This is a genomic window from Conexibacter sp. CPCC 206217 (assembly GCF_030646165.1).
GTDB lineage: Bacteria > Actinomycetota > Thermoleophilia > Solirubrobacterales > Solirubrobacteraceae > Conexibacter.
The window spans coordinates 583,968-608,883 of sequence record NZ_JAUTDO010000005.1 but is presented as its reverse complement, the minus strand read 5'-3'; the positions used below and the strand labels follow the sequence as shown (position 1 = coordinate 608,883).

Below are 24,916 nucleotides of genomic sequence, written 5' to 3'. Positions count from 1 at the left end.
CGCGGCGCCGGGCGCGGGTGCCGCGCCGGCGGGCGCGGCGTCCGCGGGCGCCGTGGGCGCGGCCGCGGTCCCATTCGGCGCCAGCGCCTTCCCCCACGTGCGGCGCGCGCGCAACTCGTCGCCGATCGTCGTCTCCCACGCGACGCCGCCGACGGCGTCGAAGATCTGCGCGACGAGCTCGAGCGCGTCGCCGAGCAGTTGCTCGGGCGAGGGCTCGGCGGCGAGCCGATCGGTCAGCGTGCGCTGGCCGTCGAGCAGGCGACGGGCGCGGCGGGCGGCGCGGCGGTCCTGCGCGCCGTGGTGCTCGCGCGCGACCGTCTCGGCGAGGCGGCGCGGGTCGGGCTCGTGCGCGACGCGCCCGTCGGCGGGACGGTGGGCGTCGGGCGCGGTCAGCACCAGCGCGACGTCGGCGTCGCGCGCGGCGGCGAGCGCCGCCTCGATGCCGTCACGCTCCGCGTCGCCGTAGACGACGGCATCGAAGCCGCCTTCGCGCAGCGCCGCGGCCAGCTCGGTCGGGTCGTGCAGAACCACCGCCTCGATCGGCCCGCTCGTCCCCTGGAGGGCGTCGGCGAGCTCTGAGGCGGCGGTCGGGTCTCGATGGACGACGAGCGCGCGCACGGAAAAAAGGTGGAGAGGCCGCCCCGGCCGACTCCCGGATGTCGATCACCAGTACGGGATCGGCCTCGACGTTCCTGCTTACAGAGTGTCGTACAGACTGTCGGAAACCGGGGTCGATCGCTGCAGTCAGACCGGCTCGCGTCGCAGTCGCATCGCTTTTGGAGCAGAAACTGCAGAGTTCCGTGACGAACGGGGCCTACCATCCAGCACGATGACCGATGACCGCGAGGGGGCGCTCGAAGCGCTGAGAGACCAGCTGTCGGAGCTGCTGGCGGCGCAACGGCGCCTGCGCGGCCGTGACGCGGGGCAGCGCAGGGACGGGCTCAGCTTCCCCCAGTACCGGCTCCTGCGCGAGCTGGCGAGAGCGCCCGGCGGCGAGCTGCCGGCCAGCCAGCTGGCGGCCGCGGCGGAGCTGTCGCCGCCGACCGTGACGCAGATGCTCGACCAGCTCGCGGCATGCGGGATCGTCGAGCGCACGCGCTCCGAGCGCGACCGCCGCGTCGTCACCAACCGCCTCACCGCGGAGGGCCGCCGCCGCCTCGCCGCCAAGGACGAGCTGCACGCGCAGAAGTGGCGCGAGACGTTCGCGCTGCTCGATCGCGACGAGCTGCTCGCCGGCGCGGCCGTGCTGGAGCGCCTCAGCAGTCTCTACGACGACCTCTGAGGCGCATGCGCGCGTATCGTTGACGGCAGTTCCCCCGACCGAGGACTCCTCCGAATGCCCAGCACGATCATCGCCGGCTACGACGGCCGCGACCACGCCTCCGACGCGCTCGCGCTCGGGCTCCTGCTCGCCCGCACCACGTCGGCGACGCTGCTCGTCGTATGCGCATATCCGGAGGATCCGCTCGGGCACGGCGGCGCGCTCGCCGACCTCGGCACGTCCGCCCGTCACGACGCCGAGAGAGCGATCGAGCAGGCGCGCGCGGTCGTCGGCGACGGCGGTGGCGTCGCGGTCGAGTTCCACGCGCTCGCCGGCGCGAAGCCGTCGCAGGTGCTGCACGACTTCGCGGAGCAGCGCGAGGCGACGCTGATCGTCGTCGGCGCGACCCACCACGGCGCGGCCGTGCGGCTGCTGACCGGCTCGACGCCGGAGCGGGTGCTGGACGGCTCGCCGTGCCCCGTCGCGGTCGCGCCGCTCGGCTACGCGGAGGCGAACCAGGACCACGCCGTCGACGGCACGCTCGGCGGCGCGGGTGGCACGCCGCTGACGGTCGCGGTCGCGTTCGACGACTCGCCCGAGTCGGCCCGCGCGCTCGACGCGGCGGCCGACTTCGCGCGCCGCGCCGGCGGCGGCAGGCTGCGCGTCGTGACGGCGGTCAACAGCGCCGTCGGCGCCTACCCGCCGCTGGACCCGACCGCCTACGCCGAGATCGCCAACCTCGCGCGCGAGACCGCGCAGGAGAGACTCGACAAGGCGCTCGCCGGGCTCGAGGGCCTCACCGTCGACGCCGCCGTGCTCGACGGCGACCCGGCGATCGTGCTGCTGGAGGACTCCGAGCACGACGACGTGCTGTTCACCGGCTCGGGCGCGAAGGGCCCGTTCCGGCGCGTGCTGATGGGCTCCGTCTCGACGACGCTGCTGCGCGAGGCCGCCTGCCCCGTCGTCATCGTGCCGCGCCCGAGCGGAGAAGGCTCCAAGAGATGAGACACGCCGTCGTCGCGATCCGCTACGCGCTGCCAGCGGCGATCGTGCTCGTCGGCCTGATCTTCATCGTGATCGATCCCAGTTCGAACTGGGAGGGTGCCGCCGCGCTGATAGGCGCGGGCCTGTCGGTGCTGCTGCTGAACATCCTCTACCGGATGGGCATCTCCGGCGACAGGGACCGCGACCGCGAGGCCGCGCAGCGGCGCTACTTCGACGAGCACGGCCACTGGCCGGACGAGCGGCCGAGATAGCGCCTCAGATCTCGTCCATCACCTGCGCGAGGCGCTGCAGCAGGGCGGTCGCCTCGCGCCGCTCGCGGTCGCTCAGCGCCTCGCTCGCTCTGACGAGGCCGGCGTGCAGGTGCGACCACGTCTCGTCGAGCACGCGGCGGCCCTCCTCGGTCAGCGAGATCAGCACCGCGCGGCGGTCCGTCAGGCACTTGCGACGCTCGACGTAGCCCTCGCGCTCGAGCGCGTCGAGCATCCGCGTCGCGGTCGGCTTGGCGACCATCGCGAGGTCGGCGAGCACGCCGACGGGCAGTTCGGGCTCGTGCAGCAGCCCGCTCAGCAGCAGCGTCTGCGGCAGCGACAGCGCACCGTCGCCGTCGTTGGCTCTGCGACGTGACTTGGCTCGCTCCGACGCGCGCGAGAAGGTCCGCCACGCCTCGATGAACTGCTGGTGGCCGGCGTCGTCGGCGGCGGACGCGGCGCGGGATCGCTTGGGCCCGACCGCGAGCGACACCGTTCAGCCCTCCATCCCGGCGCCGGCGAGCGCCGTCTGCTCCCGGGCCGGTTCGGCGGTGGCGGGCGCGTTCGCCTGCTGGGTTGCGACCGCGCGCCGCGCGCGTGGGATCCCGAGCGCGATCAGCGCCGCCAGCAGGCTCATCGCGCTGGCGAGCGCGAACGCCAGCGTGAAGCCGGAGTCGCTCGTCTCACCGGTCGAGGCGAGCACGTGGCTGGCCAGCACGGTGCCGGCGACCTGCGAGCCGATCGACGCGCCGACGTTGCGCAGCAGCGTGTTGACCGCGGTCGCCTCGCCGGTCTGGTGTTGCGGCACCGACTCGATGATCAGGTTCGGCAGCGCGGCGAAGGCGGCGCCGATCCCGAGTCCCTGCAGCGCGCCCCACAGCAGCAGCAGCGGCACGCTGTCGTGCATGACGGCGTACAGCAGCAGCGCCGCGCTGGTGACGAGCGAGCCGGCGATCAGCGGGCCCTTCGAGCCGTTGCGCGTGCTGAAGCGGCCCGACAGCGGCGCCCCGACGAGCATCATCAGCGTCGTCGGCAGCAGCAGCAGGCCGGCGACCGTCGCGCTCGTGCCGAGCCCGAAGCCGGTCGACTTCGGCAGCTGCGCCAACTGCGGCATCAGCACGAAGCCGGCGAACATCGCGAAGCCGACGAAGACGGTCGCGATGTTGGTCAGCAGCACCGGCCGCAGCGCGAACGTGCGGATGTTGACGAGCGGCTCCTTCTGGCGCAGCTCGAAGCGGCCGAACAGGACCAGCACGACGAGGCCGACGGCGATCAGGCCGAGCGTTCTCGGGTCGCCCCACCCCCATGCGCCGCCCTGGCTGACGCCGATCAGCGGCGCGGCGAGGCCGATCGACAGCAGCCCGGCGCCCGTCCAGTCGACTCTGCCGGGCGCGCGCACGGGCGACTCCGGCACGATCAGCTCGGTCGCGACCACGGCGACGACCGTCAGCGCGAGCGCGAGCCAGAAGATCCAGTGCCAGCTGGCGTTGTCGACCAGCAGGCCGCCGATGATCAGGCCGAGGCCGGCGCCGACGCCGAGGATCGAGCTGATCAGGCCGATGCCGCTGGCGACCTTCTCGCGCGGGAACTCGTCGCGCACGATCCCGAACGCGAGCGGGAACAGCCCGCCCGCGGCGCCCTGCACGACGCGACCGAACACCAGTACGCCGATCGAGGGCGCGACGGCGCAGATCGCCGAGCCGACCCCGAACGCGATCAGCGTCATCACGAGCACGCGCTTCTTGCCGAACATGTCGCCGAGCCGGCCGATCAGCGCCGTCATCACCGACGCGGCGACGAGGTAGGCGGTCAGCGTCCACGCGACGGCGGAGGTGCTGATCCCGAGCGCGTCCTGGATCTCGGGCATCGCCGGCGCGACCATCGTCTGCGACAGCGCGCACGCGAGCACGCCGAGCGACAGCACGGCGAGCGTGGTGGTGGGGTTGCGGCGGGCTGCGTCTGCGGGTGGCACGGGCGTTGCTCCGGGGGCGTGGTCGAGATCGGGGAAACCGTAGGTACCTAAGTATTAGCACGCTAACGACCATTCGTGCTAGATTGAAGTGCGACCGTGGTCTCACTTTCAACGGAGGCATTCCAACCATGGCCTGGCTCACCCTCTTCGTCGCGGCGCTGCTGGAGATCACCTGGGCGATCGGGCTCAAGTACACGGACGGCTTCACGAAGCTGCTGCCGACGGTCCCGACCGTCGCGGCGATGGTCGGGTCGCTGCTGCTGCTGTCGCAGGCGACCAAGACGCTGCCGATCGGGACCGCCTACGGCGTCTGGGTCGGGATCGGCGCCGCGGGCGCGGCCGTGCTCGGGATCGTGCTGTTCGACGAGCCGCACAGCGCCGCGCGGATCTTCTTCCTCGTGCTGCTGCTCGCCTCGGTCGTCGGGCTGAAGGTCACATCCGGCCATTAGCCGGCCCATCGACCTCACCGGCATCTAGAGTCCGGCAACCCGACGACCTTGGAGGTCCCATGTTCCGCTCCCGCTGGACGATCGCCGCGGCGATCGCACTGCTCGCCTGCCTGCTGACCGCGCTGCCCGCCAGCGCCGCGCGCAAGGCGACCAGATCCGAGACCGCCGCGCTCTCCAAGGCGGTCTTCCAGTCGCCGCTGGGCGGCGGCGACCCGGACTTCGCGGCGAGATTCCGCGTCACGGGGGCGAAGGTCTCGACCGTCAGCAAGGCGTGGGCGACGGCCAACGTCGTGCCGAAGCCGAGATACGCCAGAAGCCTGCAGGGCGGCTACGTGATCGCGGTCCAGCCGGCCGGCACGAAGAGCTGGGTCGTGGTCGACTTCGGCTCGGCCGACGTCGGCTGCGGGATCGCGCCCACGGCCGTGATCGCGGACCTGCTGAACGTCAAGCCGGCAAAGAACGCCTGCCCGCCCGGGAGCGGCGTTTAGGACCTCGCACGAAACCCCGCAAGGAGCGGGGAAGCGGCCTCGGCGGGGGCGGTTGCGTCCGACCCGCTCGCTAGGTTTGCCGTCCGATGTTGGCGCCCGCCGAGATGATTCCCACCGTGAGCGAGATCGAAGAGCTGCTCGCCTGCAACCCAGGGCTGATCGGCGTCTCGACCGGCTACATGGTCGGTGCGCGCGGCGACTGGCCGCGGCTTGCGGCCGCGGCAGAGGTCCTTTCCGACGACGTCGTCGAGCTGTCCGCGTTGAGCGCTCGCGAGCTGCCCGGCCTCGTCTCGTTCGTCGAGGACATCCCGCAACTGCCGTTCCGCCACGTCTCGGTGCACGGCCCCTCCAAGGGCTGGCACGGCTCGCCGCAGGCGCTCGCGGACGCGCTTGCGGAGCTGCCGCAGTCGGTCGAGGGCATCGTGATGCATCCCGAGACGCTCGGCGACGCGCACGCGTTCGCCGCGCTCGGCAGCCGGCTGCGACTGGAGAACATGGACACGCGCAAGCCGGACGCGCGCACCGCCTCCGAGCTGGCCGGCTACTTCGAGGCGCTGCCCGCCGCGCGCTTCTGCTTCGACATCGCGCACGCCCAGCTGCACGACCCGACGATGGGCCTCGCGCACGAGTTGCTCGACGCCTTCGCCGATCGCCTCGTCGAGGTCCACCTCAGCTCGATCGAGCCGAGCGGCGCCCACGTCCCGCTGCGGGTCGAGGACGCCGAGGCGTTCATGCCGGTGCTCACCCGGTGCAGCGGCGTGCCCTGGGTATTGGAAGCACCGCTTCCGCCCCGCTGAGGCAGGCGCCTCAGAACACCGCGTAGTTCTGCGTCACGTCTCGCAGCCCGTCGCCGAACAGCAGGCTGACCAAGCCGCGGTCGATCGCGCGGCCGAGCTGGGTCACCTCGGCGAAGCGGGCTGACGCTTCGGCGGCGGCGCGGCCGTCGATCGCGTGCAGCTCGGCACGCACCGCTTCGTCGCCGATCAGCTGCAGGAAGCGGTCGTAGGCGTTGAAGACGGACGCGCCCTGCACCAGCGCGCCGTAGTGCAGGAAGGCGCCGGCGACGCGGTCGGTCGGCGGCAACGCGAGCTGCGCGGCGAGGAAGGCGGGGATCTGCGCGGCCGTCAGCTCGTGGCAGCGCAGCACCGGCAGCAGCCCGCTCGCGAACAGCAGCTTGCGCGACGTGCGCAGCTTCGCGTTGCGCAGCCCCCAGCCCTCGCCGGCGCGCTTGCGGTCCTTCGCGACGAAGTCGACGCCGATCGTGCGCCAGTAGCGGACGAGGTCGTTGAGCAGGAAGCGCGGCGGGCGGAAGTCCTTGACGGAGTCGCTCAGGTAGTCGTCGATCACGTCGCGGCGCGTGCCCGCCAGCACGTCCGGGTTGCAGGCCGCGACCGACTCCAGCATCAACAGCATCCGCCGCGTCAGGTTCGTGTTGGAGTCGTCGTCGAGGCCGATTCTCTGGACCAGGTCGGCGGAGTGGACGACCTGCGCGAAGATCCCCTCGCGCCCCGGCCTGCTGGAGCCGGCCGGGTCGGCGGCGAACGCGCGGCCGACCTGCGCGGGCGTCGGGCGCGGCGGCGCGCCCGCTCTCTTCCCCCGCACGAGCACCATGTAGTCGTCGTCGGAGCTGGGCGTCAGCTCGTGGCGCCCCCACGAGCCCATCAGCACGACGGTCGCGTCGTCGTCGACGTCGAGCGCCGACAGCAGCTCCTGCCGCTTCTTCAACCGCTCGGTCGTCCGTTCGCGGGCGCGCAGCAGCGCAGCGACGTCGGCGCCGGTCTCCTGCTGGAGCTGCTCGAGCGAGCTGGCCATGGGTGCGCTCAGTCAATTCGAGCGTATGCGCGCCGATCCTGCCGCGTTTGGCGGGAGGAGCGAAGGATTGCTGTCATAGAGCAGCAGCAATCCTTCGGTCCTCGTCGTCGCGCGCTACGAGGCGCGCGTGTCGGTCGCGCTCGGCGGGGCTTCGACCTGGGTCGCGTCGGAGGGGTCGCCGTCGAGCGGGACGAGCGCGCCGTTGGGGAGCGGGTTGGGGTCGGGGCCCGGTTCGCCGCGACGGCGCGCGAGCGCGAGGCGGGCGGTCAGGCCGTGGCAGACGACCAACGCCGGCTGCGGGCCCTGCTCGATCTCCGCGATCGCCGCCATCACGCGGTCGCCCTGCTGCTGAAACGACTCGCCGCCCGGGAACGCGAACGCCGGGTCGCCGTTCAGCCACGCGTCGAACGCCTCCGGGTCCTCGGCGCGCACCTCCTCGAAGCTGCGGTCGGTCCAGTCGCCGGTGTCGGTCTCGACCAGCCGATCGTCGAAGCGGATCTCGAGGCCGGTCGCGGCGGCGACCGCCTCGGCCGTCTGGCGCGCCCGTCTCAGCGGGCTCGCCCACAGCGCGACGAGGCCGCGCCCGGCCGCGTGCTCGGCCAGTTCCTGCGCCTGGCGCAGTCCGGTCTCGTCGAGTGGGACGTCGCCGAGTCCCTGGAAGCGCCCCTCGTGGTTATAGGGCGTGCGGCCATGCCGTGCGAGGTAGATCACGCGCCTCAGGCTACCTTCGTGTGCGCGATCGTGACCGAGCGGACGGGCTGGCCTCCCGTGGGCAAGGGAGCGGTGCCGCCCCGCGTGCGTGCCGAGCGCCATGTTGCGCGAGCGCAAGGATCGGCCGCGACGCGCCGAGGGAACGCGTCGCGGCCCGAGCGAGTCGCCCCTTAATGCGACCGCCTTGCGGGACTGCCTACCCACCCCGCGCGCGCCCACACGCGACAGGTCCGCGAACCAATACTGGATATTCCTGGTCGGGTTTGAGATGATTAGGTTCACCGTCACGTAACACGGAGGACCACCGGCCATGCCCACCCAGACGACGACGTCGATCCGCCCGCAAGCGCAGTCCGCAACCGACCTGCTCGCCACGATCTGGCAGCTGGTCCAGGACGGTCGCTGCGTCTTCGACGACGTCGCGGGCAAGCCGATCGCCGGGATCGAGCACTACGCCGACCTGCTCGACCTCGAGCGGCCGCTGCTGCTGAGCGAGCTCGCGCGCGGCGGAGCGCAGCTGGCGCCCGCGCCGCACGACGACTTCGAGGCGGCCGTCCGCGCGCTCGCCGCCCAGACGCCGCTCGCGATCGACGCCGACGACACCGCCGGCCGCGGCGCCGGCCGCACGCGCGAGCGCGCGATCAAGGCGACCGGCCTGATCGCGCAACACGCGCACGAAGCGCTCGCCCAGCGTCGCCCGGCGGCCGTCCGCCCGCGCAGCAGCCGCAGCCGCAGCACCCGCGCGCGCCGCGCGGCCTGACCCCGCCTACTTGCTGCGCTCCGGCAGGCGCCAGCCGCGTCTGCCGGCCAGCTCGAGCGCGGCGTCGGGACCCCACGAGCCGCGCGGGTACTTCTGGATCTCGGGCGGGTTCTGCAGCAGCGGGTCGCTGACCTCCCACAGCCGCTCGATCTCGTCGGAGCGGGTGAAGAGCGTGTGGTCGCCGCGCATCACGTCGAGCACGAGCCGCTCGTACGCCTCCAGGCCGTTGCTGTCGCCGAACGCGTCCGCGAAGTTCAACCTCAGCGGCGCGGCGCCCAGCTCCATCGCCGGCCCCGGCACCTTCGCGCGCACGTCGACCGTTATCTGCGGCGTGTCGGCGAGGTCGAAGACCAGCTCGTTGGGACGCTGGCAGCGGGCGAAGTCGCCCTCGTCGGCGAACATCCGCAGCGGCGGCTCCTTGAAGCCGATCGTGATCGAGCGGCGCCCCTCGGCCATCGCCTTGCCGGTGCGCAGCAGGAACGGCACGCCCTCCCAGCGCCACGTGTCGAGCTTGACCTCGATCGCGGCGAACGTCTCCACGCGCGACCGCGGATCGACGCCGTCCTCGTCGCGGTAGCCGTCGTACTGGCCGAAGGCGACCTTGTCGCGGCGCAGCGGGCGCATCGCGTCGAAGACCTTCGCCTTCTCGTCGTGCAGCGCCTTCGGCGTCAGTCTCACAGGCGGCTCCAGGGCGACGAAGCCGAGCAGCTGGAACAGGTGCGTGACGACCATGTCGCGGAAGGCGCCGGTGCCCTCGTAGAAGTTCGCGCGCCCCTCGACCGTCAGCGTCTCGGGCACGTCGATCTGCACGTGCGAGATGTGGTTGCGGTTCCAGGCCGGCTCGAACAGGCCGTTGGCGAAGCGGAACGCGAGGATGTTCTGCGCCGCCTCCTTGCCGAGGAAGTGGTCGATGCGGAAGATCTGATCCTCGTCGACGACCTCGCTGAGGACCGAGTTCAGCTCGCGCGCGGAGGCGAGGTCGGTCCCGAACGGCTTCTCCATGATCAGCCGCGCGCCGGCGACGAGGCCGGTCGTGCCGAGCATCCGCACCATCGACTGCATCGCCGACGGCGGCACCGACAGGTACAGCAGCCGGCGCGCGGTGTGCCCGATCGAATCCTCGGCGCGGCGGACCGCGTCGGCCAGCTCTGCGCCGTCGTTGGCCGAGGAGGCGGTGAACGAGAGCCTCTTGGAGAACTCCTCCCACGTGTCGTCTCTGACCTCGCGACGGCCGAACTCGGTCAGCGCGTCGTGGACCAGCTCGCGGAAGTCGTCGTCGCTGCCGGGCGCATGGCGGCCGGAGCCGATGATGCGGAAGTCCTCCGGCATCAGTCCCGCGGCGAACAGATGGAACAGGCCGGGGAACAGCTTGCGCTTGGCGAGATCGCCGGTCGCCCCGAAGATGACGATCACGTGATCCTGCGGCGGCGGCGTCTTGCGCGCTGCGGGTGCGGGGGCGACTGTCGTGCTCATGGGCGGGATTCTCCCCTCTCAGCTCGGTGCGGCAACCTGCGGCCGGGGCTGAGCGGTGGCGGGTGTCAGGTCGAACTGCTCGGCGATCAACTCATAGGAGCGGCGGCGCGCCGCGTGGTCGTGCACGATCGTGACGACGAGCACCTCGTCGGCGCCGTACTCGACGGCGGCGGCCTCGATCCCGTCGCGCACTCTCTGCGGCGTGCCGACGATCGTGCGGCGGCCACGCTGGCCGCCGGGGATCTCGCTGTTCTGCGACTCCAGGAAGCGGACGGCGCGCTCGACCGTCGGGACCTCGATCAGGCGGCCCTGGCGCAGCATCGTCATCGCCATGCGTGCGCTGGTGCTGAGCAGCTGCGCCTCCTCGTCGGTGTCGGCGGCGAGCGCCCAGACCCCGATGCTGACCTCCGGCTGCTCGCGCCGGTGCGACGGCTCGAAGCGCTCGCGGTAGATCTGCGCGATGCCCGCGCCGCGGGGGTTGATGAAGTCGGCGAAGGAATACGGCACGCCCAGCTCCGCCGCCCACAGCGCGCTCTGCTCGGAGGAGCCGAGCAGCCACACGTCGGGGCGCTGCGGGCGCCCCGGCAGCCACTTCGCGTAGCGCGCGAACGGGTGGCCGTGGGGGAGCGCGTCCTCGAAGTAGCCGAGCAGCTCGGCGAGCTGGTTGGGGAAGTCGTCGGGCGCGGGCGTGCGGCGGTCGCGCTGCAGTGCCAACATCGTGTGGCCGTCCGAACCGGGCGCGCGACCGATCCCGAGATCGACCCGGCCGGGGTTCATGCCGGCCAGCATCGAGAAGTTCTCCGCCACCTTCAGCGGGCTGTAGTGCGGCAGCATCACGCCGCCGCTGCCGACGCGGATCTGGTGCGTCGCGGCCGCGATCGGCCCGATCAGGACCTCCGGGCTGGGGCTGGCGAGCATCGGGCCGCCGTGATGCTCGGCGACCCAGTAGCGGTGAAAGCCGAGGCGATCGGTCAGGCGCGCGAGGTCGAGCGTGTTCGCGAGCGCCTGCTGACCGGTCGACCCTTCGACGATGGGGGACTGATCCAGGACGCTGATTCGCATGCGTCTGATTGTTGCACGTGCATGGATTTTTCCTTCAACGCAGGGACAACTTCTTCACGACCGCGCCCGGCTCGCGCTCGTGCGCAGCCGGCGGGCGACCGCTCGCGACAGTCCAAGACCACCTCGTTGGACCGTTTGCGCCCGCGCCGGACGGGCGTAGCGTGCGTGCATGCAACCGACCGAGCAGATCTGGATGAGCGGTCGCTTCGTGCCCTGGGCCGAGGCGAACGTGCACGTGCTGACCCATGGACTCCACTACGGGACCGGGGTATTCGACAGCATGCGCACGTACGCGACGGATGCCGGGCCGGCGATCGTCCACCATCGCGCGCACCACCGGCGGCTGCGCGACTCGGCCTCGCTGTACGGGATGGAGCTGCCCTATTCGCTCGACGAGCTGACCGCGGCGACGCGCGAGCTGGTGCTCACGAGCGGGTTGCCGTCCGGGTACGTGCGCACGATCGCCTACCGCGGCGCCGGGCCGCAAGCGATGGGCGTCTCGCCGAGAGGCGCGCCGGTCGAGGTCGCGATCGCGACCTGGGGCTGGGGCGCGTACCTCGGCGAGCAGGCGATGACGCAGGGGATCCGCGCGAAGGTCTCCTCCTGGCGCCGGCTCGGCCACGGCTCCCACCTGCCCGCCGCGAAGGCGACCGCCCACTACCTCAACTCGGTGCTCGCGCGCGTGGAGGCGGAGGAGCTGGGCTTCGACGAGGCGATCATGCTCGACGAGAACGGCCTGCTGGCAGAGGGCTCGGGCGAGAACCTGTTCCTCGTCAAGGACGGCGTCCTGCTGACGCCGCCGCTGTCCAGCGGAGCGCTCGGCGGGATCACGCGCGGGGCGGTGCGGGAGCTGGCCGAGGTCCTTGCGATCCCGTTTGCCGAGCGCCCGCTGACGCGCGGCGAGCTGTACCTCGCCGACGAGCTGTTCCTGACCGGCACCGCAGCCGAGATCACCCCCGTCCGAGAGGTCGACGGCCGCCCGATCGGCGCCGGCGCGCGCGGCCCGGTCACCGAGACGATCCAGTCCGCCTACGACACCGCGGTCCACGGAAGGGATCCGCGCTTCGCGCATTGGCTGGATCTCCTGAGCGCGTGAGCGGGACCGAGGAGCGGTCGTCTGCTGGTCCATACGACCGGCAAACGACCGCTCCTCAGTCGGTCAGCTCGGCCCAGGCGGTCGCCAGGCGCGCGGCGCCCTCGCGGAGGGTGGGCGGCGGGGCGGCGTAGGCGATGCGGATGGCGGGGGGCGGGGATCTGCCGTCCCGCGCGTAGTGCGCACCGCCCGCCGCCACGTCCACACCGTGCCGCGCGGCCGCGGCCGTCAGCGCCTCGCCGTCGACGCCCGCCTCCGGCGGGAGCTGCGCCCACAGCGACCAGCCGCCCTCGGGGGCGTCGATCCGCCAGGACGCAACCGACGCGCGCAGCTCGCCGCGCAGCACCTCCATCCGCCCGTGCGCCTGCTCCACCCGCGCCGCTCGCAGGCGGTCGACGTCGGGCAGCAGCTGTAGGGCGGCGAGCTGGCCGAGGATTCCGCTGCCGAGGTCGCGGGCGGCCTTCAGCGCGGCGAGGCGGGCGATCGTCGCCCGCGGGCCGCTGACCCAGCCGACGCGCAGGCCCGCCCACGCGAGCTTGTCGAGCGAGCCGACGCGCAGCACCCGCTCGGGCGCCAGCGAACGCAGCGACGGCAGCGGGCCGTCGAAGCGCAGCTTGTCGAGCGCGGCGTCCTCGACCACGAGCAGGTCGTGCCGCTCGGCCAGCTCCAGCAGCGCCGGCCGCCGGCCGAGCGCGATCGAGCCGCCCGCCGGGCTGTCGCAGCCGGGCATCAGGTAGAGCAGCGCGACGACCTCTCGCCCCAACAGCGCGGCGAGCGCGTCGGGCCGCATCCCGGCGGCGTCGCGCGCGACCCCGACCGGCCGCCCGCCGGCGCGCTCGAACAGCTCCAGCGCGCCGGGGTACGTCGGCGCATCGACGGCGACCGGCTGCCCGCGCCCGACGAACAGCGTGCCGATCAGCTGCAGCGCCTCGTGCGCGCCGGAGGTGATCAGGACCTCGTCGGCGCGCGCGTCGAGGCCGTCGTGCGTCAGCCGCTCTGCGATCGCCTCGCGCAGCGCCGGGATCCCCTGCGGGTCGTAGCCGTGCGGCTGCACGAGCCCGGCCGCGTCGCCCAGCTCGACGCGGATGCCGGCGACCAGCTCGTCGAGCGGCGGCGCGGCGACGGCGAGGTCGACGTGCTGCGCGTCCGGCGCGAGCAGCCGGCCGAGCTGCGGCAGCTGCGTCCCGGGCGCGCGTCCGCGCCGCCCGACGGCGCGCACGCGCGTCCCGGAGCGCTCGCGCGAGGCGACGAGCCCGTCCGCGCGCAGCCGCGCGTACGCGTCGATCACCGTCGTGCGGCTGACGCCCAGCTCGGCCGCGAGCCGCCGCTCGGCCGGCAGCCGCACGCCGTCGAGCCCACCGCGCTCGATCACCGCGCCGAGCGCGGCGGCGAGCCGCTCGGCCAGCGACCCGGGTCGCTCGCGCCACGACCCGAGCTGGGCGGTCAGGCGGACGGTGTCAGGCACACGTGCGCTCCCGCTCGCCGCCCCACCGACCCTGCCGCGCCGCCGTCACGGCCCCGCCAGCACGCTCGCGGCCAGCACCTGCGCCCCCGCCTCCAGCCGCTCGAACGGGACCCCGCGGCCGTCGCGCAGGTGGACGAGCAGCTCGCCGGCGAACGGGGCCAGCAGCAGGTCCGCGACGATGCCGGCGTCAAGCTGCGGGCGTGCCTCGCGCAGCAGCAGGGCGACGTGCTGCTGCCAGGAGACGTAGGAGCCGGTCGCGTAGCGGGCGCCGACTCTGGAGGTCTCCGACGCGAGCAGGACGTGGCGGTGGCGCTCGCAGAAGGCGGCCAGCGCGCCGAGGAACGCCTGCAACCGCTGGGCCGGCGGGGCGCCCGGGCCGAGCGGCGGCGGGCCGCCGAGGATCGCCTCCTGCAGGTCGCGCTCGTGCTCGCCGAGCAGTTCGTCCAGCAGCGTCGCCTTGTCGCCGAAGCGGCGGAAGACGGTCGCCTTGCCGACGCCGGCGGCGGCCGCGATCTCGGCCATCGTGACGTTCCCGACTCCACGCGCGTCGAACAGCGCCTCGGCCGCGGCGAGGATGCGGCGGCGGTTGCGCGCGGCGTCCGCTCGCTCCGGGGCGGACTCCCCGGCGATCGGCAGCGGCACGGGCTCCATCCCGCGAGTCTAAGCCGGATCCGCCCCCGCGTCCGCCGCACGGCAGCGGCATGCCGATTCGGGACGTTTGCTTGAACGCTCAGAGCGCAAATGTGCCGAATTGGATGCTCCTGCTTCGAAAATGCAGATCCAATAGTCAAGAGATGCTGACTTGGACCGATGTTTGAGGGCGTGTCCTCCCTCGAGCTGGTCTTCATCCTCTCGGGAGCCATCGCGCTCGTAGCCGCGCGTTGGCTCCACAAGCGCGCGGTGCGCCGAGCAGAGTCAAATCTCCGGACGGTCTTCGACACCGCGCCGATCGGCAACGCGGTGCTGGGGCCGAGGGATCGCATCGTCGAGGCCAACCACGCGCTCGGGCGGATCGTCGGCTTCACGCCGCGCGAGCTGCTCGGCCGCACGCTCTCCGACATCGTCCATCCCGAGGACGCCGGCCGCCTGACGGACGCGATCGCCGCGTTGCGCAGCGGCGAGCAGCGTGGGCTGGAGACCGAGCTGCGCTGCCTGCACGCGACGGGTCAGTCGATCCCCGCCGCCGTCCACGCCGCCGCGCTGCGCAGCGCCGACGGCGACGGCGCCCGCGTGCTGCTGCAGGTGCTGGACATAACCGAGCGCAAGCGCGTCGAGGCGCACCTGCAGCACATGGCCGACCACGACCCGCTGACCGGCCTGCTGAACCGCCGCCGCTTCGAGCAGGAACTCGAGCGCCACGTCGCGCAGGCGCAGCGCTACGGCACCGAGGGCGCCGTGCTCGTGCTCGACGTCGACCGCTTCAAGCAGGTCAACGACGCCTACGGCCATACCACCGGCGACCGTGTCATCAACAGCGTCGCGCGCGTGCTGCGCCGCCGCCTGCGCACGACCGACACGCTCGCCCGCCTCGGCGGCGACGAGTTCGCGGTGCTGCTGCCGAAGGCCGACCGCAGAGAGGCCGAGATCGTCGCGCGCAGACTCGTGGAGGCGATCCGCGCGCAGGCCGATCCGGCCAACGACGAGCGCACCGGCGCGGTCACGATCTCCGTCGGCGCGGCGGTGCTCGACGAGCGCGAGACGCTCAGCGCCGAGGCCGCGATGGTCGACGCCGACCTCGCGATGTACGACGCCAAGGACGCCGGCGGCGACGGCTACGCCTTCTTCACGGCCGAGGTCCACGCGGCCACGCGCGCCCGCGCGCGCACGACCTGGCGCGACCGGATCGTCGACGCGCTCGCCAACGACCGCTTCGCGCTCGTCGCCCAGCCGGTGCTCGACGCGCAGAGCGGCAAGACGGTCCAGCACGAGCTGCTGCTGCGCATGACCGGCCCGCACGGAACGCTGATCCCGCCGGCCGCGTTCCTCTCGATCGCCGAGCGCGACGGGCTGATCGTCGCGATCGACCAGTGGGTCGTGCGGCGCGCGATCGGGCTGCTGGCGGAGCTGGAGCAGCGCGGCGAGGCGACGCGCCTGGAGGTCAACATATCCGGCCGCTCGATCAGCGACGCGACGCTGCTGGCGCTGATCGCCGGCGAGCTGAAGCGCACCGGCGCGGACCCGCGCAACCTCGTCTTCGAGATCCCCGAGACGGCCGCCGTCGCCGACGTGCAGCTCGCGCGCGCGTTCGCCCAGCACGTGCAGGGCCTCGGCTGCCAGTTCGCGATCGACGACTTCGGCGCCGGCCTCGCCTCGCTCTACTACCTCAAGCACCTGCCGTTCGACGCGCTCAAGCTCGACGGCGAACTGGTCGGGCACTGCACCCGCAACCCGGCCGACCGTCTGCTGATCGAGTCCGCCGTCAACGTCGTCCACGGCCTCGGCCGCAGCGCGATCGCCGAGCAGGTCGGCGACGCCGAGACGCACGCGCTGCTGCGAGAGCTGGGCGTCAACCTCGTCCAGGGCCACCACTTCGGCATGCCGCTGCCACTCGACGCCGCCTTCGGCAGCGGCGGCACCCCGGCCCCCGCGACGCAGGCGCGCCTGCGGCGGGTGGCGTAGCGCCTCAGCCGCGCCCTCTGAGGCGCTCGCCGAGGTCGGCGGGGGCCGTGAAGAGCGCCCGGCGTCCCTGGCGGTGCTCCTCCAGCAGACCGCGCGCGGCCAGCGCACGCAGATCGGTGCGCGCCGTCTCGTGCGTGACGCGATGGCTCTGCGCATGCCCGCCGAAGGTGTAGGTCTCCCCCGGCTGCCGCAGAGCAGCCGACAGCAGCGCGAGCTGCCGGCCGTTAAGACCGTCGTCGCCCTGCATCAACCGCTCGACGTCGCGGATCTCGTCCGTCTTGCGGCGCAGGTACACGTAGAGATCGTCGATCGCACGCTCGATCACCAGCAGCTGGTGGAGCAGGAAGTACGTTGTGTCGCCCCCGTCGGTCTCGGTCAGCAGGAAGGAACGCGCGTATTGGCCCGGCGCTTCCCGCAGGATCCGCGAGATCGACAGATACTCGATCAGCCAATAGCCGTGCTTGGCCATGTACCACGAGAAGAGCGCGCGGGCGGTGCGCCCGTTGCCGTCCGCGAACGGGTGGTCGTACGCAAGCTGGAAGTGCACGAGGATCGCGCGCAGGACGGGATGGACAAATCTCTCTCTGGCGTCATCGTCGTTGGCGAACGCGCAGAGGGCCTCCAACCGCTCGGCCAGTTGCTCCGCCGGTGGCGGCGTGTGCAGCACGAGGGTCGGATTGCTGCGGTCATGGACCGCGACGCGCTCCTCACCCGGCCGCTGGATCCGTCCGGCCTCGTCCGCGCGCTCCAACGTGCCCTCGGTGAGGATCCGCTGCAGCTCGCAGACGAGCGCGGGCGTCAGCCGCTCGCCGCTCATCTCGCGCATGAACAGCAGCGCTCTGTAGTTGTTGAGGATCATCCGCTCGCCGCGATCGACCGGCGCGCGACCGCTGCGCAGCATGTCCTTGGCGGCCTGCCGTGACGTGGTCGCCCCTTCGAGCTGGCTCGAGCGGATCGCCTCCTCCATCAGGCCGTTGACGAGGTATCTGGTCTTCGCCTGTTTGTCGCCGGTGACGATCTCCTGGCTGGCGATCTCTCCGGCACAGCGCTGGTCGACGATGTGCAGCGGCCGTTGCAACTCTTCCGGCAGCGCGAACTGGAACGGACGCCCGTCGACGTCGCGCAGGGGCAACGGGCGATGAGCACGCCCGATCCGGACCAAGGTCCACCACTGTTCGTGCCTGTAGCCCTCCGGCACCCGCATGTGGCGCAGCTTGTCCCAGTGCGGATAGCCTGCCGGCTCCTCCGGCCATCCATAGTCTTCCGTCGCATCCATAGCGGCGAGGATGTCGAGCTGCGGTGGCTTCTGGACGTACACGTTCTATTCCAAATCTATTCCAAGTTTCTCCAAGTTCTTGGAATAGTATCCAAATCCTTGGACAGATTGGGAATAGATTTGGATCGGCGCGCTGAAGCTCACCGCCGCGCCTGCCGATGATCCCTAGCAATGGCCTCTGCGCGACTTCAACGGATCTCGGGACCGCTGCTGCGGTCCAGCGACTTCGGGTCGCTGCAGGAGACGCTGCTGGTGACGGCCGTCGCGACGGTGCTGATCATCCGCACGCAGCTGTGGCTGACGAACTACCCGCAGATCGGCGGCGGCGGGCTGCACATCGCGCACCTGCTGTGGGGCGGGCTGTTCATGCTGATCGCGCTGGGGCTGTCGGTGACGTTCCTCGGGCGGCCGGTGAAGCGGCGCGTGGCGATCGTCGGGGGCGTCGGCTTCGGCTTCTTCATCGACGAGCTGGGCAAGTTCGTCACGTCCGACAACAACTACTTCTACAAGCCGGCCGCGGCGCTGATCTACCTCGTCTTCGTCGCGCTCTTCATGGTCGCGCGGTGGATCCAGAACCGCGGCGTGCTGACGTCGCGCGAGTCGCTCGCGAACGCGATCGAGCTGGCCGGCGAGGCGACCCGCCACCGGCTCGACGAACGCACGCGCGAGAAGGCGCTGGCGCTGCTGGACAGAGCCGACCCGGACGACCCGCTCGTCGCGCCGGTGCGGCGGCTGCTGCTGGAGATCGAGACGACGCCGCTGCCGCCACCGAACTGGTGGACGCTGCGCGTGCAGCGGATGCGCGGCGCGATCCAGCGGCTCACGACGCGGCCCGACTTCCCGCTGCTGCTGACGTTGGTCTTCGGCCTCTGGGCGCTGCTGTCGTTCCTCTCGACCGCCGAGCTGGCGCTCGCGCTCGTGACCGACCTCGGCGGCGCGCACGCCGGCTTCGTCGCCGACGGCTTCGGCAACCTGCGCTTCGCGAACGTCGCGAGCATCTGCTCCAGCTTCGTCTCCGCGCTGTTCGTCGCGCGCGGGATCGTGCTCGTCTACCGCCGCGACACACCGGGCGCCGTCGTCTGGTTCGAGCGCGCGCTGCTGCTCTCGATCCTGCTCGGCCGCGTCTTCGACTTCTACGAATCGCAGTTCGGCGCGGTGCTCGGCCTGGCGGTCGACCTGATGCTGCTCTACGGCGCGCGGCGGCTCGCGAACAACGCGGAGCCGGCGGAGCGTCAGCCGGTCGTGTCGGCGGGGCCCTCCGCCGGCGTCGTCGTGCCGGCGTCGGCGTCGTAGCGGTCGCCGGAGCGGTCGCGCTCGCCCGAGCCGCCGCGCGCGTCCGTGGCGCCCGCGCCGGCGAGGTCCGCCTCGCGGTCGCGCCGATAGGCCGCCTGCGCGATCGCGTGCGCGGCGATCGGGGTCGTCAGCAGCAGGAACAGCGCCACGACCGCGGCGCGTGCGATCGTCGCGCCGTCGCGCGTGCCGACCGACGCGGCGAGGATCGCGACCGTTCCGAGCATCGACGCCTTGCTCGCCGCCTGCAGCCGCGAGTAGAGCCCGCGCAGCCGCACGACGCCGTAGACGGTCACGCTCGTGACCGCGATCCCGAGCACGATCAGCGCGACACCGAGCGCCTCCAGCAGCGTCCCGATCACCGGAACGGACCCCCGCCGCCGTCGGAGCGGACCGCCGCGAGCGTCGCGACGAACGACAGCGCCGCCAGCGCGAGCGCCGCGTCGAGGTAGTACGAGACGTCGCGCAGGTAGGTCAGCAGCGCGAGCAGCGCGATGCAGACGACCGTCAGCAGGTCGAGCGCGACGATCCGCTCGAGCACGTCGCGCGCCCGCAGCAGCACCGCCGCGCCGATCCCGAGCATCCCGGTGACGCAGATGAGCGCGACGATGATCACGACGTCAGGCATGCGCTCGCCGCCCGCTTCGCCGCATGCTCGCGATGGACTCGCACGCCAGCGCGCAGCTTCGCCGCACGCGCCGCGGGGTCGTCGGCTCGGGCATCAGGGCACCACCTTTCGCTGGTATCTCTCGTAGAACTCGTGGTGGCGCGCACGGATCGCGTCCGGGTCGCTCGCGTCGAGCGCGTGGATCACCAGCACGCCGCGCTCCTCGTCGACGTCGAGCACCAGCTCGCCGGGCGAGATCGTCGAGATGAACGCCCACGCCGCGACGCCCTCCTCGGAGATCCCCTCCAGCTCGATCTCGACGATCCCGTCGTGCTCGACCTCGCGCACGCCGAGCGAGTACTTCGCGACCTCCCACGTGCCGCGCGTGATCTCGACGCAGACGGCGAGCACCAGCCGCGGCAGCGCCAGCAGCGCGCGATGCAGCGGCGGTCGCTGCGAGCTGTCGGCGGCGTCGCTGCCGATCGTGCCGCCGCGCGCGGCGCGCCGGCGCCAGCCCAGCTCCAACGCCGCCGCCAGCGCCAGCCCGATCGCGACGTCGCCCCACGCCAGCGACCCGAGCGTCAGCAGATAGACGCCGAGCAGCACGACGACCGCGAGCGCGCGAGCTGCGAAGCCGCCGCTCACCGCACCGCTCCCCCGTGCAGGACCGCCGCCGCGTCGCTCGACAGCGACAGCAGCGGCTCCGGCCAGATCCCCAGCGCGAGCACGACGAGCGCCAGCACGATGCTGACCGCGCGCACCGCGACCGGGCTGGCGGCGGAGCGGTCGCCGGTCGCGCCCGCCTCGTCGTCGGCGACGGTGCCGGCCTGCACGCGACCACCGCGCCAGAACTCGTGCTGGTAGAGCTGGAAGGCGTAGACGAACGACAGCGCGCCGCCGGCGAACAGCAGCACGATCAGCGCGACGCTGCCCTCGTCGACACCCGTGCGGAAGAGCGCGAGCTTGCCGAGGAAGCCGGCGGCCGGCGGCATCCCCGCCAGCGACAGCGCGCCGACCGCGAACGCCGCCGCGACCAACGCCCCGCGCAGCCCGCCGGAGAGGAACAGCAAGGCCTTCGAAAGCGCGTTGAGGATCGCGTACAGGACCGCCGCCGCGAGCCCGATCGGCCCGCCGACGCCGAGCGCGACGAGCACGTAGCCGGCCTGGCCGATCGCCGAGTAGGCGAGCATCTCCGACGGGTCGCGGCGGCTGACCGCCAGCAGCGCGCCGTAGAGGACCGACAGCCCGCCGATCACGACCAGCACCGTCGAGCCGAGCGCCAGCTCGTTCGGCAGCAGGCCGGCGCCGAAGCGCAGCAGGCCGTAGGCGCCGATGTTCGCGAGCGCGCCGGAGAGGATCGCGGCGACCGCGGGGCGCGTGCCGGCGTAGACGGCCGGCAGCCAGAAGTGGAACGGGAAGAGGCCGAGCTTCGTCCCGAACGCGACGAAGAAGGTGACGGCGATCAGGATCGCGGCGTTCGGCTCGACGTCGGCCATCCGCGTCGCGACGTCGGCCATCGCGAGCGTGCCGGTGACGTGGTAGGTCGCGGCCACGGCGATCAGGAACAGGAACGAGCCGACGAGGTTGACGACCGCGAAGATCAGCGCGGCGCCGAGCTGGTGGCGGTCGTCGCCGTACGCGGTCAGCACGTAGGCGGAGATCATCGCCAGCTCGAAGAAGACGTAGAAGTTGAAGACGTCGCCGGTCAGGAAGAGGCCCGTGAGGCCGGTCGCGAGCAGCACGACGAGCGCCGGGAAGGTGCGCGAGCGGACGCCGTCGAGGACCTCGTGCACGAGTGCGGCGAGCACCACGAACGACGACACGAGCGCGAACGTGACGCCGAGCGGATCGGCGTGCAGCACGATCCCGACGCCGCCCTCCCAGCCGCCGGTGCGGATCGTCTCGGAGCCGTCCGGCAGCACGCGCGCGGCGAGCACGATCAGCGCCGCGAGGTTCGCGACCAGTCCGCCGACCGCGGCCCAGCCGACGAGCTTGCGGCGGCCGTCGGCGAGCAGCAGCAGGACGCCGACGACCCACGGCAGCAGCAGCGCGAGCGCGAGCGCGGTCATCGCGAGGCTCCCGCCGTCGCACGCGCAGGCTGGCGCGAGCTGAGCACGCGCATCACTGCTCCTCCCCCGCTTCGCCCGGATCGAGCCGCTCGTACATCTCGTCGAGCGAGCGCTCGACGGCGGTCGTGTGCTCGGCCTCGTCGCGCGCCAGCTCTCTGACCTCCAGCGAGCGCAGCGTCGCCCGCACGCGCGCGACTATCGCCAGCAGCAGCGCGGTCACGGCGAGGCCGATCACGATCGCGGTCAGCGCCATCGCCTGCACGAGCGGGTCGCTCGGCTGCTTGTCGCCGCTCGGCAGGATCGGCGCGTCGCCGCGCGTCAGCCCGGAGGCGATCACGACCAGCACGGCCGACTGCGAGATCAGCACCATCCCCGCGACGACGCGCACGAGGTCGTTCGTCAGCACGAGGTACGCGCCGCAGCCGAAGACGACCGCCGCGGCGATCGCGAAGATCAGCGTCATGAGAGCCCCTCCTCCTCCAGCTCCGGCGGCTCCGCCAGGTGGTGGATCAGCGCGATCAGCGCGCCCGCGACGAGCAGGAAGACGCCGACGTCGAACAGCACCGGCGTCATCAGCTCGAGTCTGCCGATGTGGATCGGTCTGTCGCCGACGCCCGGCGCGTGCGTGAAGACGGGGTCGCCCCACAGCAGCGGGAAGAAGCCGGACGCGAGCGCGATCAGCAGGCCGGCGATCGCCGCGCGCGGCGCGTGGCGCAGCAGCGGGATCTCCTCCTCGGTCCGTCTGGCGCCGAGCACGAGGTACTGCAGCGCGACCGCGAGCGTCACGACGACCGCGGCGCTGAAGCCGTCGCCGACGTCGGCGTAGCCCTTCACGAGCATCGCGGCGGCGACCATCAGCGCCGGCGCGAGCAGCAGACGGGCGACCGCTTCGGTCAGGATGCTCACCAGTTGCGCCCCTTGCGCAGCAGCGCGATCACGCCGAAGACGGCGACGCCGATGACGGTGATCTCGACCATCGTGTCGAGCCCGCGGAAGTCGGCCAGGATCACCGTCACGACGTCTCTGCCGTGTGCCTCCGGGGTCAGCCGGATCTGCTCGCTGACGACCCGCTCGGTCGCGGCCGGGCGCGACAGCGACGCCCACACGACGAGGAACGCGGCGGCGCCGGCGACCGCGCCGATCAGCGGATCGCGCCAGCTGCGGCTCGGATGGCGGCGGCGCTGCGGCTGCGACGCGGTCCCCTCCTGCTCGCTCGCCGTCGGCCGCTCGCCGCGCGGGGCGTAGGCGACGATCGCGAGGAAGACGAGCGTGATGACGGTCTCGACGAGCATCGCCACGAGCGCCACGTCGGGCGCGCCGAGCAGCGCGTAGACGACCGCCAGACCGAGTCCGACGACCGCGAGCGAGACGACGAGCGAGACGTGCTGGTGGGTCGCCGTGACGACGATCGCCGCGACCGCGACGAGCGCCAGCAGCGCGACGACGAGCAGGTCGGTGCCGCGCACGCTGCCGACCACGAACGCGCCGGCGGTCGGCGTGGCGGCGAAGCCGAGCGCGACGAGGATCCCGCCCGGCAGCAGGACCGCGGCGACGCGGCTGCGCAGGTCGCGCACCTCGACGTCGTGCAGCATGGTCGAGACGCGGTTGAGGCCGCTCAGCCCGCGCTCGTAGAGGGCGCTCGGCCCGGCCCGCTCGCCAGCGCGCGAGAGCGCCCGCGCGGCCGGCCCCCACAGCTTCGGCGTCGCCAGCAGCAGCGCTCCGAGCGCCCAGGCGGCGAGCGCCATCAGGTTCTCCGTGCGCGTGTCGAGGTGGTAGGCCGGATGGACCGCGGCGTGGTGCCCGAGCGTCGCCGTCGCGGCGTCGCTCGCAAGGTCGGCGAACGGCTTGACGATCACGCCGCCGAAGCAGGCGAGCAGGGAGAGGACGGCGATCGGGGCGACGAGGAGGGACGGGAGCGGGCTGAGCGCGGCGGGCTTGGCGGGCCCCCCGGTCGCGGTCGAGACGAGCGGGCGCGGCCCCAGGAAGATCCCGCTCCAGAAGCGCCACGTGTAGGCGAACGTCAGCCCGGCGGCGACGACGGCGAGGATCCCGAGCGCGGTCGAGCGGCCGGCGGCGGCGTGGAAGAACAGCTCGTCCTTGAAGAAGCCGATCGTCAGCGGCAGCGCGCTCAGCGTCGCGGCGGCGACGGCGCTCGCCGCAGCCAGCACGGGCAGTTCGCGCCACAGACCGCCGACCTGCGACAGGCGTCTGGAGCCGGTCGCCATCGTGACCGCGCCGGCCGTCAGGAACAGCGCCGACTTCGCGAGCGCGTGCGCGACGACGTAGAACGCGGCGGCGCCCGCGCCGGCTCTGCCGCCGATCCCGTAGAGCGCGACGACGTAGCCGTACTGCGAGATCGTCGAGTACGCGAGCACCTGCTTGAAGCCGTCGCGCGTGAGCGATATCGCGCCGCCGATCGCGATCGACGCGAGCCCGACGACGAGCAGCCCGTCGAGCACGACCTGCGAGACCTCGATCAGCTGGTAGCAACGGCCGATCACGAGCACGCCGGCGGCGACCATCGCGGCCGAGTGCAGGTAGGCGGAGACGGGCGTCGGCGCCGCCATCGCGCGCGGCAGCCAGAAGTGCAGCGGCACCTGCGCCGACTTCGCCAGCGCCGCGACGGTGATCAACGCGACGGCGACGGTCGTGCCGGTCGAGGGATCGCCAGCGCCTTCGAGGATCCGCGACAGCTCGGGGATCGAGAAGGTGCTGTGGTCGACGTACAGCACGACCGCGCCGATCAGCAGCGCGACGGCGCCGACGCCGGTCACCAGCAGCGCCATCAGCGCGGCGAGGCGCGAGGCGCGCTCCTGGCGGTCGAAGCCGATCAGGAAGTACGAGCAGACGGCGGTCAGGTCGAACAGGACGAACAGCAAAATCAGGTCCTGCGCCATCGCGAGCCCGACCATCGAGGCGGTGAACAGCCCCATCCACGGCCAGAAGCGCCAACGGTCGCGCGCCGGGCGCGTCTGGTGCTCGAGGTGCAGCGGCAGGTAGGCGGTCGCGTACGCGAAGACGGCGGCGCCGACGCCCGTCGCCAGCAGCGCGTAGAGCGCCGCGAGGCCGTCGAAGTCGACGTGCAGGCGGAGGTCGTACTGCTGCGCCCACGGCACGTCGAGCGCGAAGCCGCCGCTTCTCCAGAGCACGAAGCTGGCCGCGAACGCTGCGAGCGCGAGCAGCGTCACGGTCCAGGCGAGCGGGTCTCGCGGCGGAGCGTGTGCTGATGGTCTGAGGGGCGCCGGCACGCCCCTGG

26 protein-coding genes and 1 pseudogene are annotated in these 24,916 nt (G+C 72.6%); 10 read left to right on the top strand and 17 right to left on the bottom strand.

Going from position 1 to position 24,916, the window contains the following annotated elements; translation table 11 throughout:
* Positions 1 to 618 (bottom strand): annotated as a pseudogene (locus tag Q7L65_RS17025) (hypothetical protein); the annotation flags it as partial.
* 211 nt (positions 619 to 829) lie between these two features.
* Here Q7L65_RS17025 and Q7L65_RS17020 point away from each other — a divergent pair.
* From Q7L65_RS17020 to Q7L65_RS17010, 3 genes are read left to right on the top strand one after another with little or no spacing between them, the layout of a single operon-like run.
* Positions 830 to 1,282, top strand: coding sequence for a MarR family winged helix-turn-helix transcriptional regulator (locus Q7L65_RS17020; protein ID WP_304722831.1), 453 nt, complete (start codon positions 830 to 832; stop codon positions 1,280 to 1,282).
* A 54-nt stretch (positions 1,283 to 1,336) separates the two neighbouring features.
* The gene (locus tag Q7L65_RS17015) at positions 1,337 to 2,266 is read left to right on the top strand and encodes a universal stress protein (RefSeq protein ID WP_304722830.1); all 930 of its coding nucleotides are present in this window, start codon (positions 1,337 to 1,339) and stop codon (positions 2,264 to 2,266) included.
* On the top strand, positions 2,263 to 2,517 hold the full coding sequence (locus Q7L65_RS17010; protein WP_304722829.1) for a hypothetical protein: 255 nt from the start codon (positions 2,263 to 2,265) through the stop codon (positions 2,515 to 2,517). Before Q7L65_RS17015 ends, Q7L65_RS17010 begins: the two co-directional genes overlap by 4 nt.
* Positions 2,518 to 2,521: 4 nt before the next feature.
* Here Q7L65_RS17010 and Q7L65_RS17005 read toward each other — a convergent pair whose 3' ends face one another.
* Both Q7L65_RS17005 and Q7L65_RS17000 read right to left on the bottom strand, forming a co-directional pair.
* The gene (locus Q7L65_RS17005; protein ID WP_304722828.1) at positions 2,522 to 3,007 is read right to left on the bottom strand and encodes a MarR family winged helix-turn-helix transcriptional regulator; all 486 of its coding nucleotides are present in this window, start codon (positions 3,005 to 3,007) and stop codon (positions 2,522 to 2,524) included.
* A gap of 3 nt (positions 3,008 to 3,010) precedes the next feature.
* Positions 3,011 to 4,486 (bottom strand): MFS transporter, encoded by a 1,476-nt coding sequence (locus Q7L65_RS17000; RefSeq protein ID WP_304722827.1) that lies wholly within the window; start codon positions 4,484 to 4,486, stop codon positions 3,011 to 3,013.
* Positions 4,487 to 4,614: 128 nt separating this feature from the next.
* Between Q7L65_RS17000 and Q7L65_RS16995 the strand changes: the two genes are divergently transcribed.
* The 3 genes from Q7L65_RS16995 to Q7L65_RS16985 all read left to right on the top strand — a co-directional run bounded on the left by Q7L65_RS16995 (position 4,615) and on the right by Q7L65_RS16985 (position 6,220).
* Positions 4,615 to 4,935 carry a multidrug efflux SMR transporter gene (locus tag Q7L65_RS16995; protein WP_304722826.1) on the top strand — a complete coding sequence of 107 codons (321 nt, stop codon included), beginning with the start codon at positions 4,615 to 4,617 and terminating at the stop codon, positions 4,933 to 4,935.
* Between the two features lie 59 nt (positions 4,936 to 4,994).
* A complete protein-coding gene (locus Q7L65_RS16990) occupies positions 4,995 to 5,423 on the top strand; it encodes a hypothetical protein (RefSeq protein WP_304722824.1) in 429 nt (142 codons plus the stop codon).
* A 116-nt stretch (positions 5,424 to 5,539) separates the two neighbouring features.
* A complete protein-coding gene (locus Q7L65_RS16985) occupies positions 5,540 to 6,220 on the top strand; it encodes a hypothetical protein (protein WP_304722822.1) in 681 nt (226 codons plus the stop codon).
* Positions 6,221 to 6,230: 10 nt separating this feature from the next.
* Here the strand turns inward: Q7L65_RS16985 and Q7L65_RS16980 are convergent, their stop codons facing one another.
* Together Q7L65_RS16980 and Q7L65_RS16975 are read right to left on the bottom strand one after the other, a co-directional pair.
* Positions 6,231 to 7,235: a hypothetical protein gene (locus tag Q7L65_RS16980; protein ID WP_304722820.1), complete on the bottom strand. Its 1,005-nt coding sequence runs from the start codon at positions 7,233 to 7,235 to the stop codon at positions 6,231 to 6,233.
* 114 nt (positions 7,236 to 7,349) lie between these two features.
* Positions 7,350 to 7,946 (bottom strand): histidine phosphatase family protein, encoded by a 597-nt coding sequence (locus Q7L65_RS16975; RefSeq protein WP_304722818.1) that lies wholly within the window; start codon positions 7,944 to 7,946, stop codon positions 7,350 to 7,352.
* Positions 7,947 to 8,256: 310 nt separating this feature from the next.
* Between Q7L65_RS16975 and Q7L65_RS16970 the strand changes: the two genes are divergently transcribed.
* Positions 8,257 to 8,706, top strand: a complete 450-nt coding sequence (locus Q7L65_RS16970; RefSeq protein ID WP_304722816.1) for a hypothetical protein — start codon at positions 8,257 to 8,259, stop codon at positions 8,704 to 8,706.
* Positions 8,707 to 8,712: 6 nt separating this feature from the next.
* Here the strand turns inward: Q7L65_RS16970 and zwf are convergent, their stop codons facing one another.
* Both zwf and Q7L65_RS16960 read right to left on the bottom strand, forming a co-directional pair.
* Positions 8,713 to 10,179 carry a glucose-6-phosphate dehydrogenase gene (gene zwf, locus Q7L65_RS16965; protein WP_304722814.1) on the bottom strand — a complete coding sequence of 489 codons (1,467 nt, stop codon included), beginning with the start codon at positions 10,177 to 10,179 and terminating at the stop codon, positions 8,713 to 8,715.
* A gap of 18 nt (positions 10,180 to 10,197) precedes the next feature.
* Positions 10,198 to 11,241 carry an LLM class flavin-dependent oxidoreductase gene (locus tag Q7L65_RS16960; protein ID WP_304722812.1) on the bottom strand — a complete coding sequence of 348 codons (1,044 nt, stop codon included), beginning with the start codon at positions 11,239 to 11,241 and terminating at the stop codon, positions 10,198 to 10,200.
* Between the two features lie 169 nt (positions 11,242 to 11,410).
* Between Q7L65_RS16960 and Q7L65_RS16955 the strand changes: the two genes are divergently transcribed.
* Positions 11,411 to 12,337, top strand: a complete 927-nt coding sequence (locus Q7L65_RS16955; protein ID WP_304722811.1) for a branched-chain amino acid transaminase — start codon at positions 11,411 to 11,413, stop codon at positions 12,335 to 12,337.
* Between the two features lie 55 nt (positions 12,338 to 12,392).
* Here the strand turns inward: Q7L65_RS16955 and Q7L65_RS16950 are convergent, their stop codons facing one another.
* Positions 12,393 to 13,799, bottom strand: coding sequence for a PLP-dependent aminotransferase family protein (locus Q7L65_RS16950; protein ID WP_304722810.1), 1,407 nt, complete (start codon positions 13,797 to 13,799; stop codon positions 12,393 to 12,395).
* 45 nt (positions 13,800 to 13,844) lie between these two features.
* Positions 13,845 to 14,450, bottom strand: a complete 606-nt coding sequence (locus Q7L65_RS16945; protein WP_304722808.1) for a TetR/AcrR family transcriptional regulator — start codon at positions 14,448 to 14,450, stop codon at positions 13,845 to 13,847.
* A gap of 171 nt (positions 14,451 to 14,621) precedes the next feature.
* Between Q7L65_RS16945 and Q7L65_RS16940 the strand changes: the two genes are divergently transcribed.
* Positions 14,622 to 16,418, top strand: a complete 1,797-nt coding sequence (locus tag Q7L65_RS16940) for a bifunctional diguanylate cyclase/phosphodiesterase (protein WP_304722806.1) — start codon at positions 14,622 to 14,624, stop codon at positions 16,416 to 16,418.
* Positions 16,419 to 16,422: 4 nt separating this feature from the next.
* On the opposite strand, the gene Q7L65_RS16935 is transcribed toward Q7L65_RS16940, so the two are convergent.
* The gene (locus Q7L65_RS16935) at positions 16,423 to 17,694 is read right to left on the bottom strand and encodes a Fic family protein (RefSeq protein WP_304722805.1); all 1,272 of its coding nucleotides are present in this window, start codon (positions 17,692 to 17,694) and stop codon (positions 16,423 to 16,425) included.
* 171 nt (positions 17,695 to 17,865) lie between these two features.
* Between Q7L65_RS16935 and Q7L65_RS16930 the strand changes: the two genes are divergently transcribed.
* Positions 17,866 to 18,987 carry a hypothetical protein gene (locus Q7L65_RS16930; RefSeq protein ID WP_304722804.1) on the top strand — a complete coding sequence of 374 codons (1,122 nt, stop codon included), beginning with the start codon at positions 17,866 to 17,868 and terminating at the stop codon, positions 18,985 to 18,987.
* Here the strand turns inward: Q7L65_RS16930 and mnhG are convergent.
* The 7 genes from mnhG to mbhE form a co-directional block, all read right to left on the bottom strand.
* Complete coding sequence (mnhG, locus tag Q7L65_RS16925; protein ID WP_304722803.1) at positions 18,927 to 19,346, bottom strand: monovalent cation/H(+) antiporter subunit G; 420 nt, start codon at positions 19,344 to 19,346, stop codon at positions 18,927 to 18,929. The genes Q7L65_RS16930 and mnhG overlap by 61 nt on opposite strands.
* On the bottom strand, positions 19,343 to 19,612 hold the full coding sequence (locus Q7L65_RS16920) for a monovalent cation/H+ antiporter complex subunit F (RefSeq protein WP_304722801.1): 270 nt from the start codon (positions 19,610 to 19,612) through the stop codon (positions 19,343 to 19,345). Before Q7L65_RS16920 ends, mnhG begins: the two co-directional genes overlap by 4 nt.
* A 93-nt stretch (positions 19,613 to 19,705) precedes the next feature.
* Positions 19,706 to 20,236, bottom strand: a complete 531-nt coding sequence (locus Q7L65_RS16915) for a Na+/H+ antiporter subunit E (protein WP_304722799.1) — start codon at positions 20,234 to 20,236, stop codon at positions 19,706 to 19,708.
* Positions 20,233 to 21,660, bottom strand: coding sequence for a complex I subunit 5 family protein (locus tag Q7L65_RS16910; RefSeq protein ID WP_304722797.1), 1,428 nt, complete (start codon positions 21,658 to 21,660; stop codon positions 20,233 to 20,235). The genes Q7L65_RS16915 and Q7L65_RS16910 overlap by 4 nt, the downstream gene beginning before the upstream one ends.
* Before the next feature lie 52 nt (positions 21,661 to 21,712).
* Positions 21,713 to 22,123 carry a sodium:proton antiporter gene (locus Q7L65_RS16905; protein WP_304722795.1) on the bottom strand — a complete coding sequence of 137 codons (411 nt, stop codon included), beginning with the start codon at positions 22,121 to 22,123 and terminating at the stop codon, positions 21,713 to 21,715.
* Positions 22,120 to 22,566, bottom strand: a complete 447-nt coding sequence (locus Q7L65_RS16900; protein WP_304722794.1) for an MnhB domain-containing protein — start codon at positions 22,564 to 22,566, stop codon at positions 22,120 to 22,122. The genes Q7L65_RS16905 and Q7L65_RS16900 overlap by 4 nt, the downstream gene beginning before the upstream one ends.
* A complete protein-coding gene (mbhE, locus tag Q7L65_RS16895; protein ID WP_304722792.1) occupies positions 22,563 to 24,908 on the bottom strand; it encodes a hydrogen gas-evolving membrane-bound hydrogenase subunit E in 2,346 nt (781 codons plus the stop codon). Before mbhE ends, Q7L65_RS16900 begins: the two co-directional genes overlap by 4 nt.
* Positions 24,909 to 24,916: the final 8 nt, after the last annotated feature.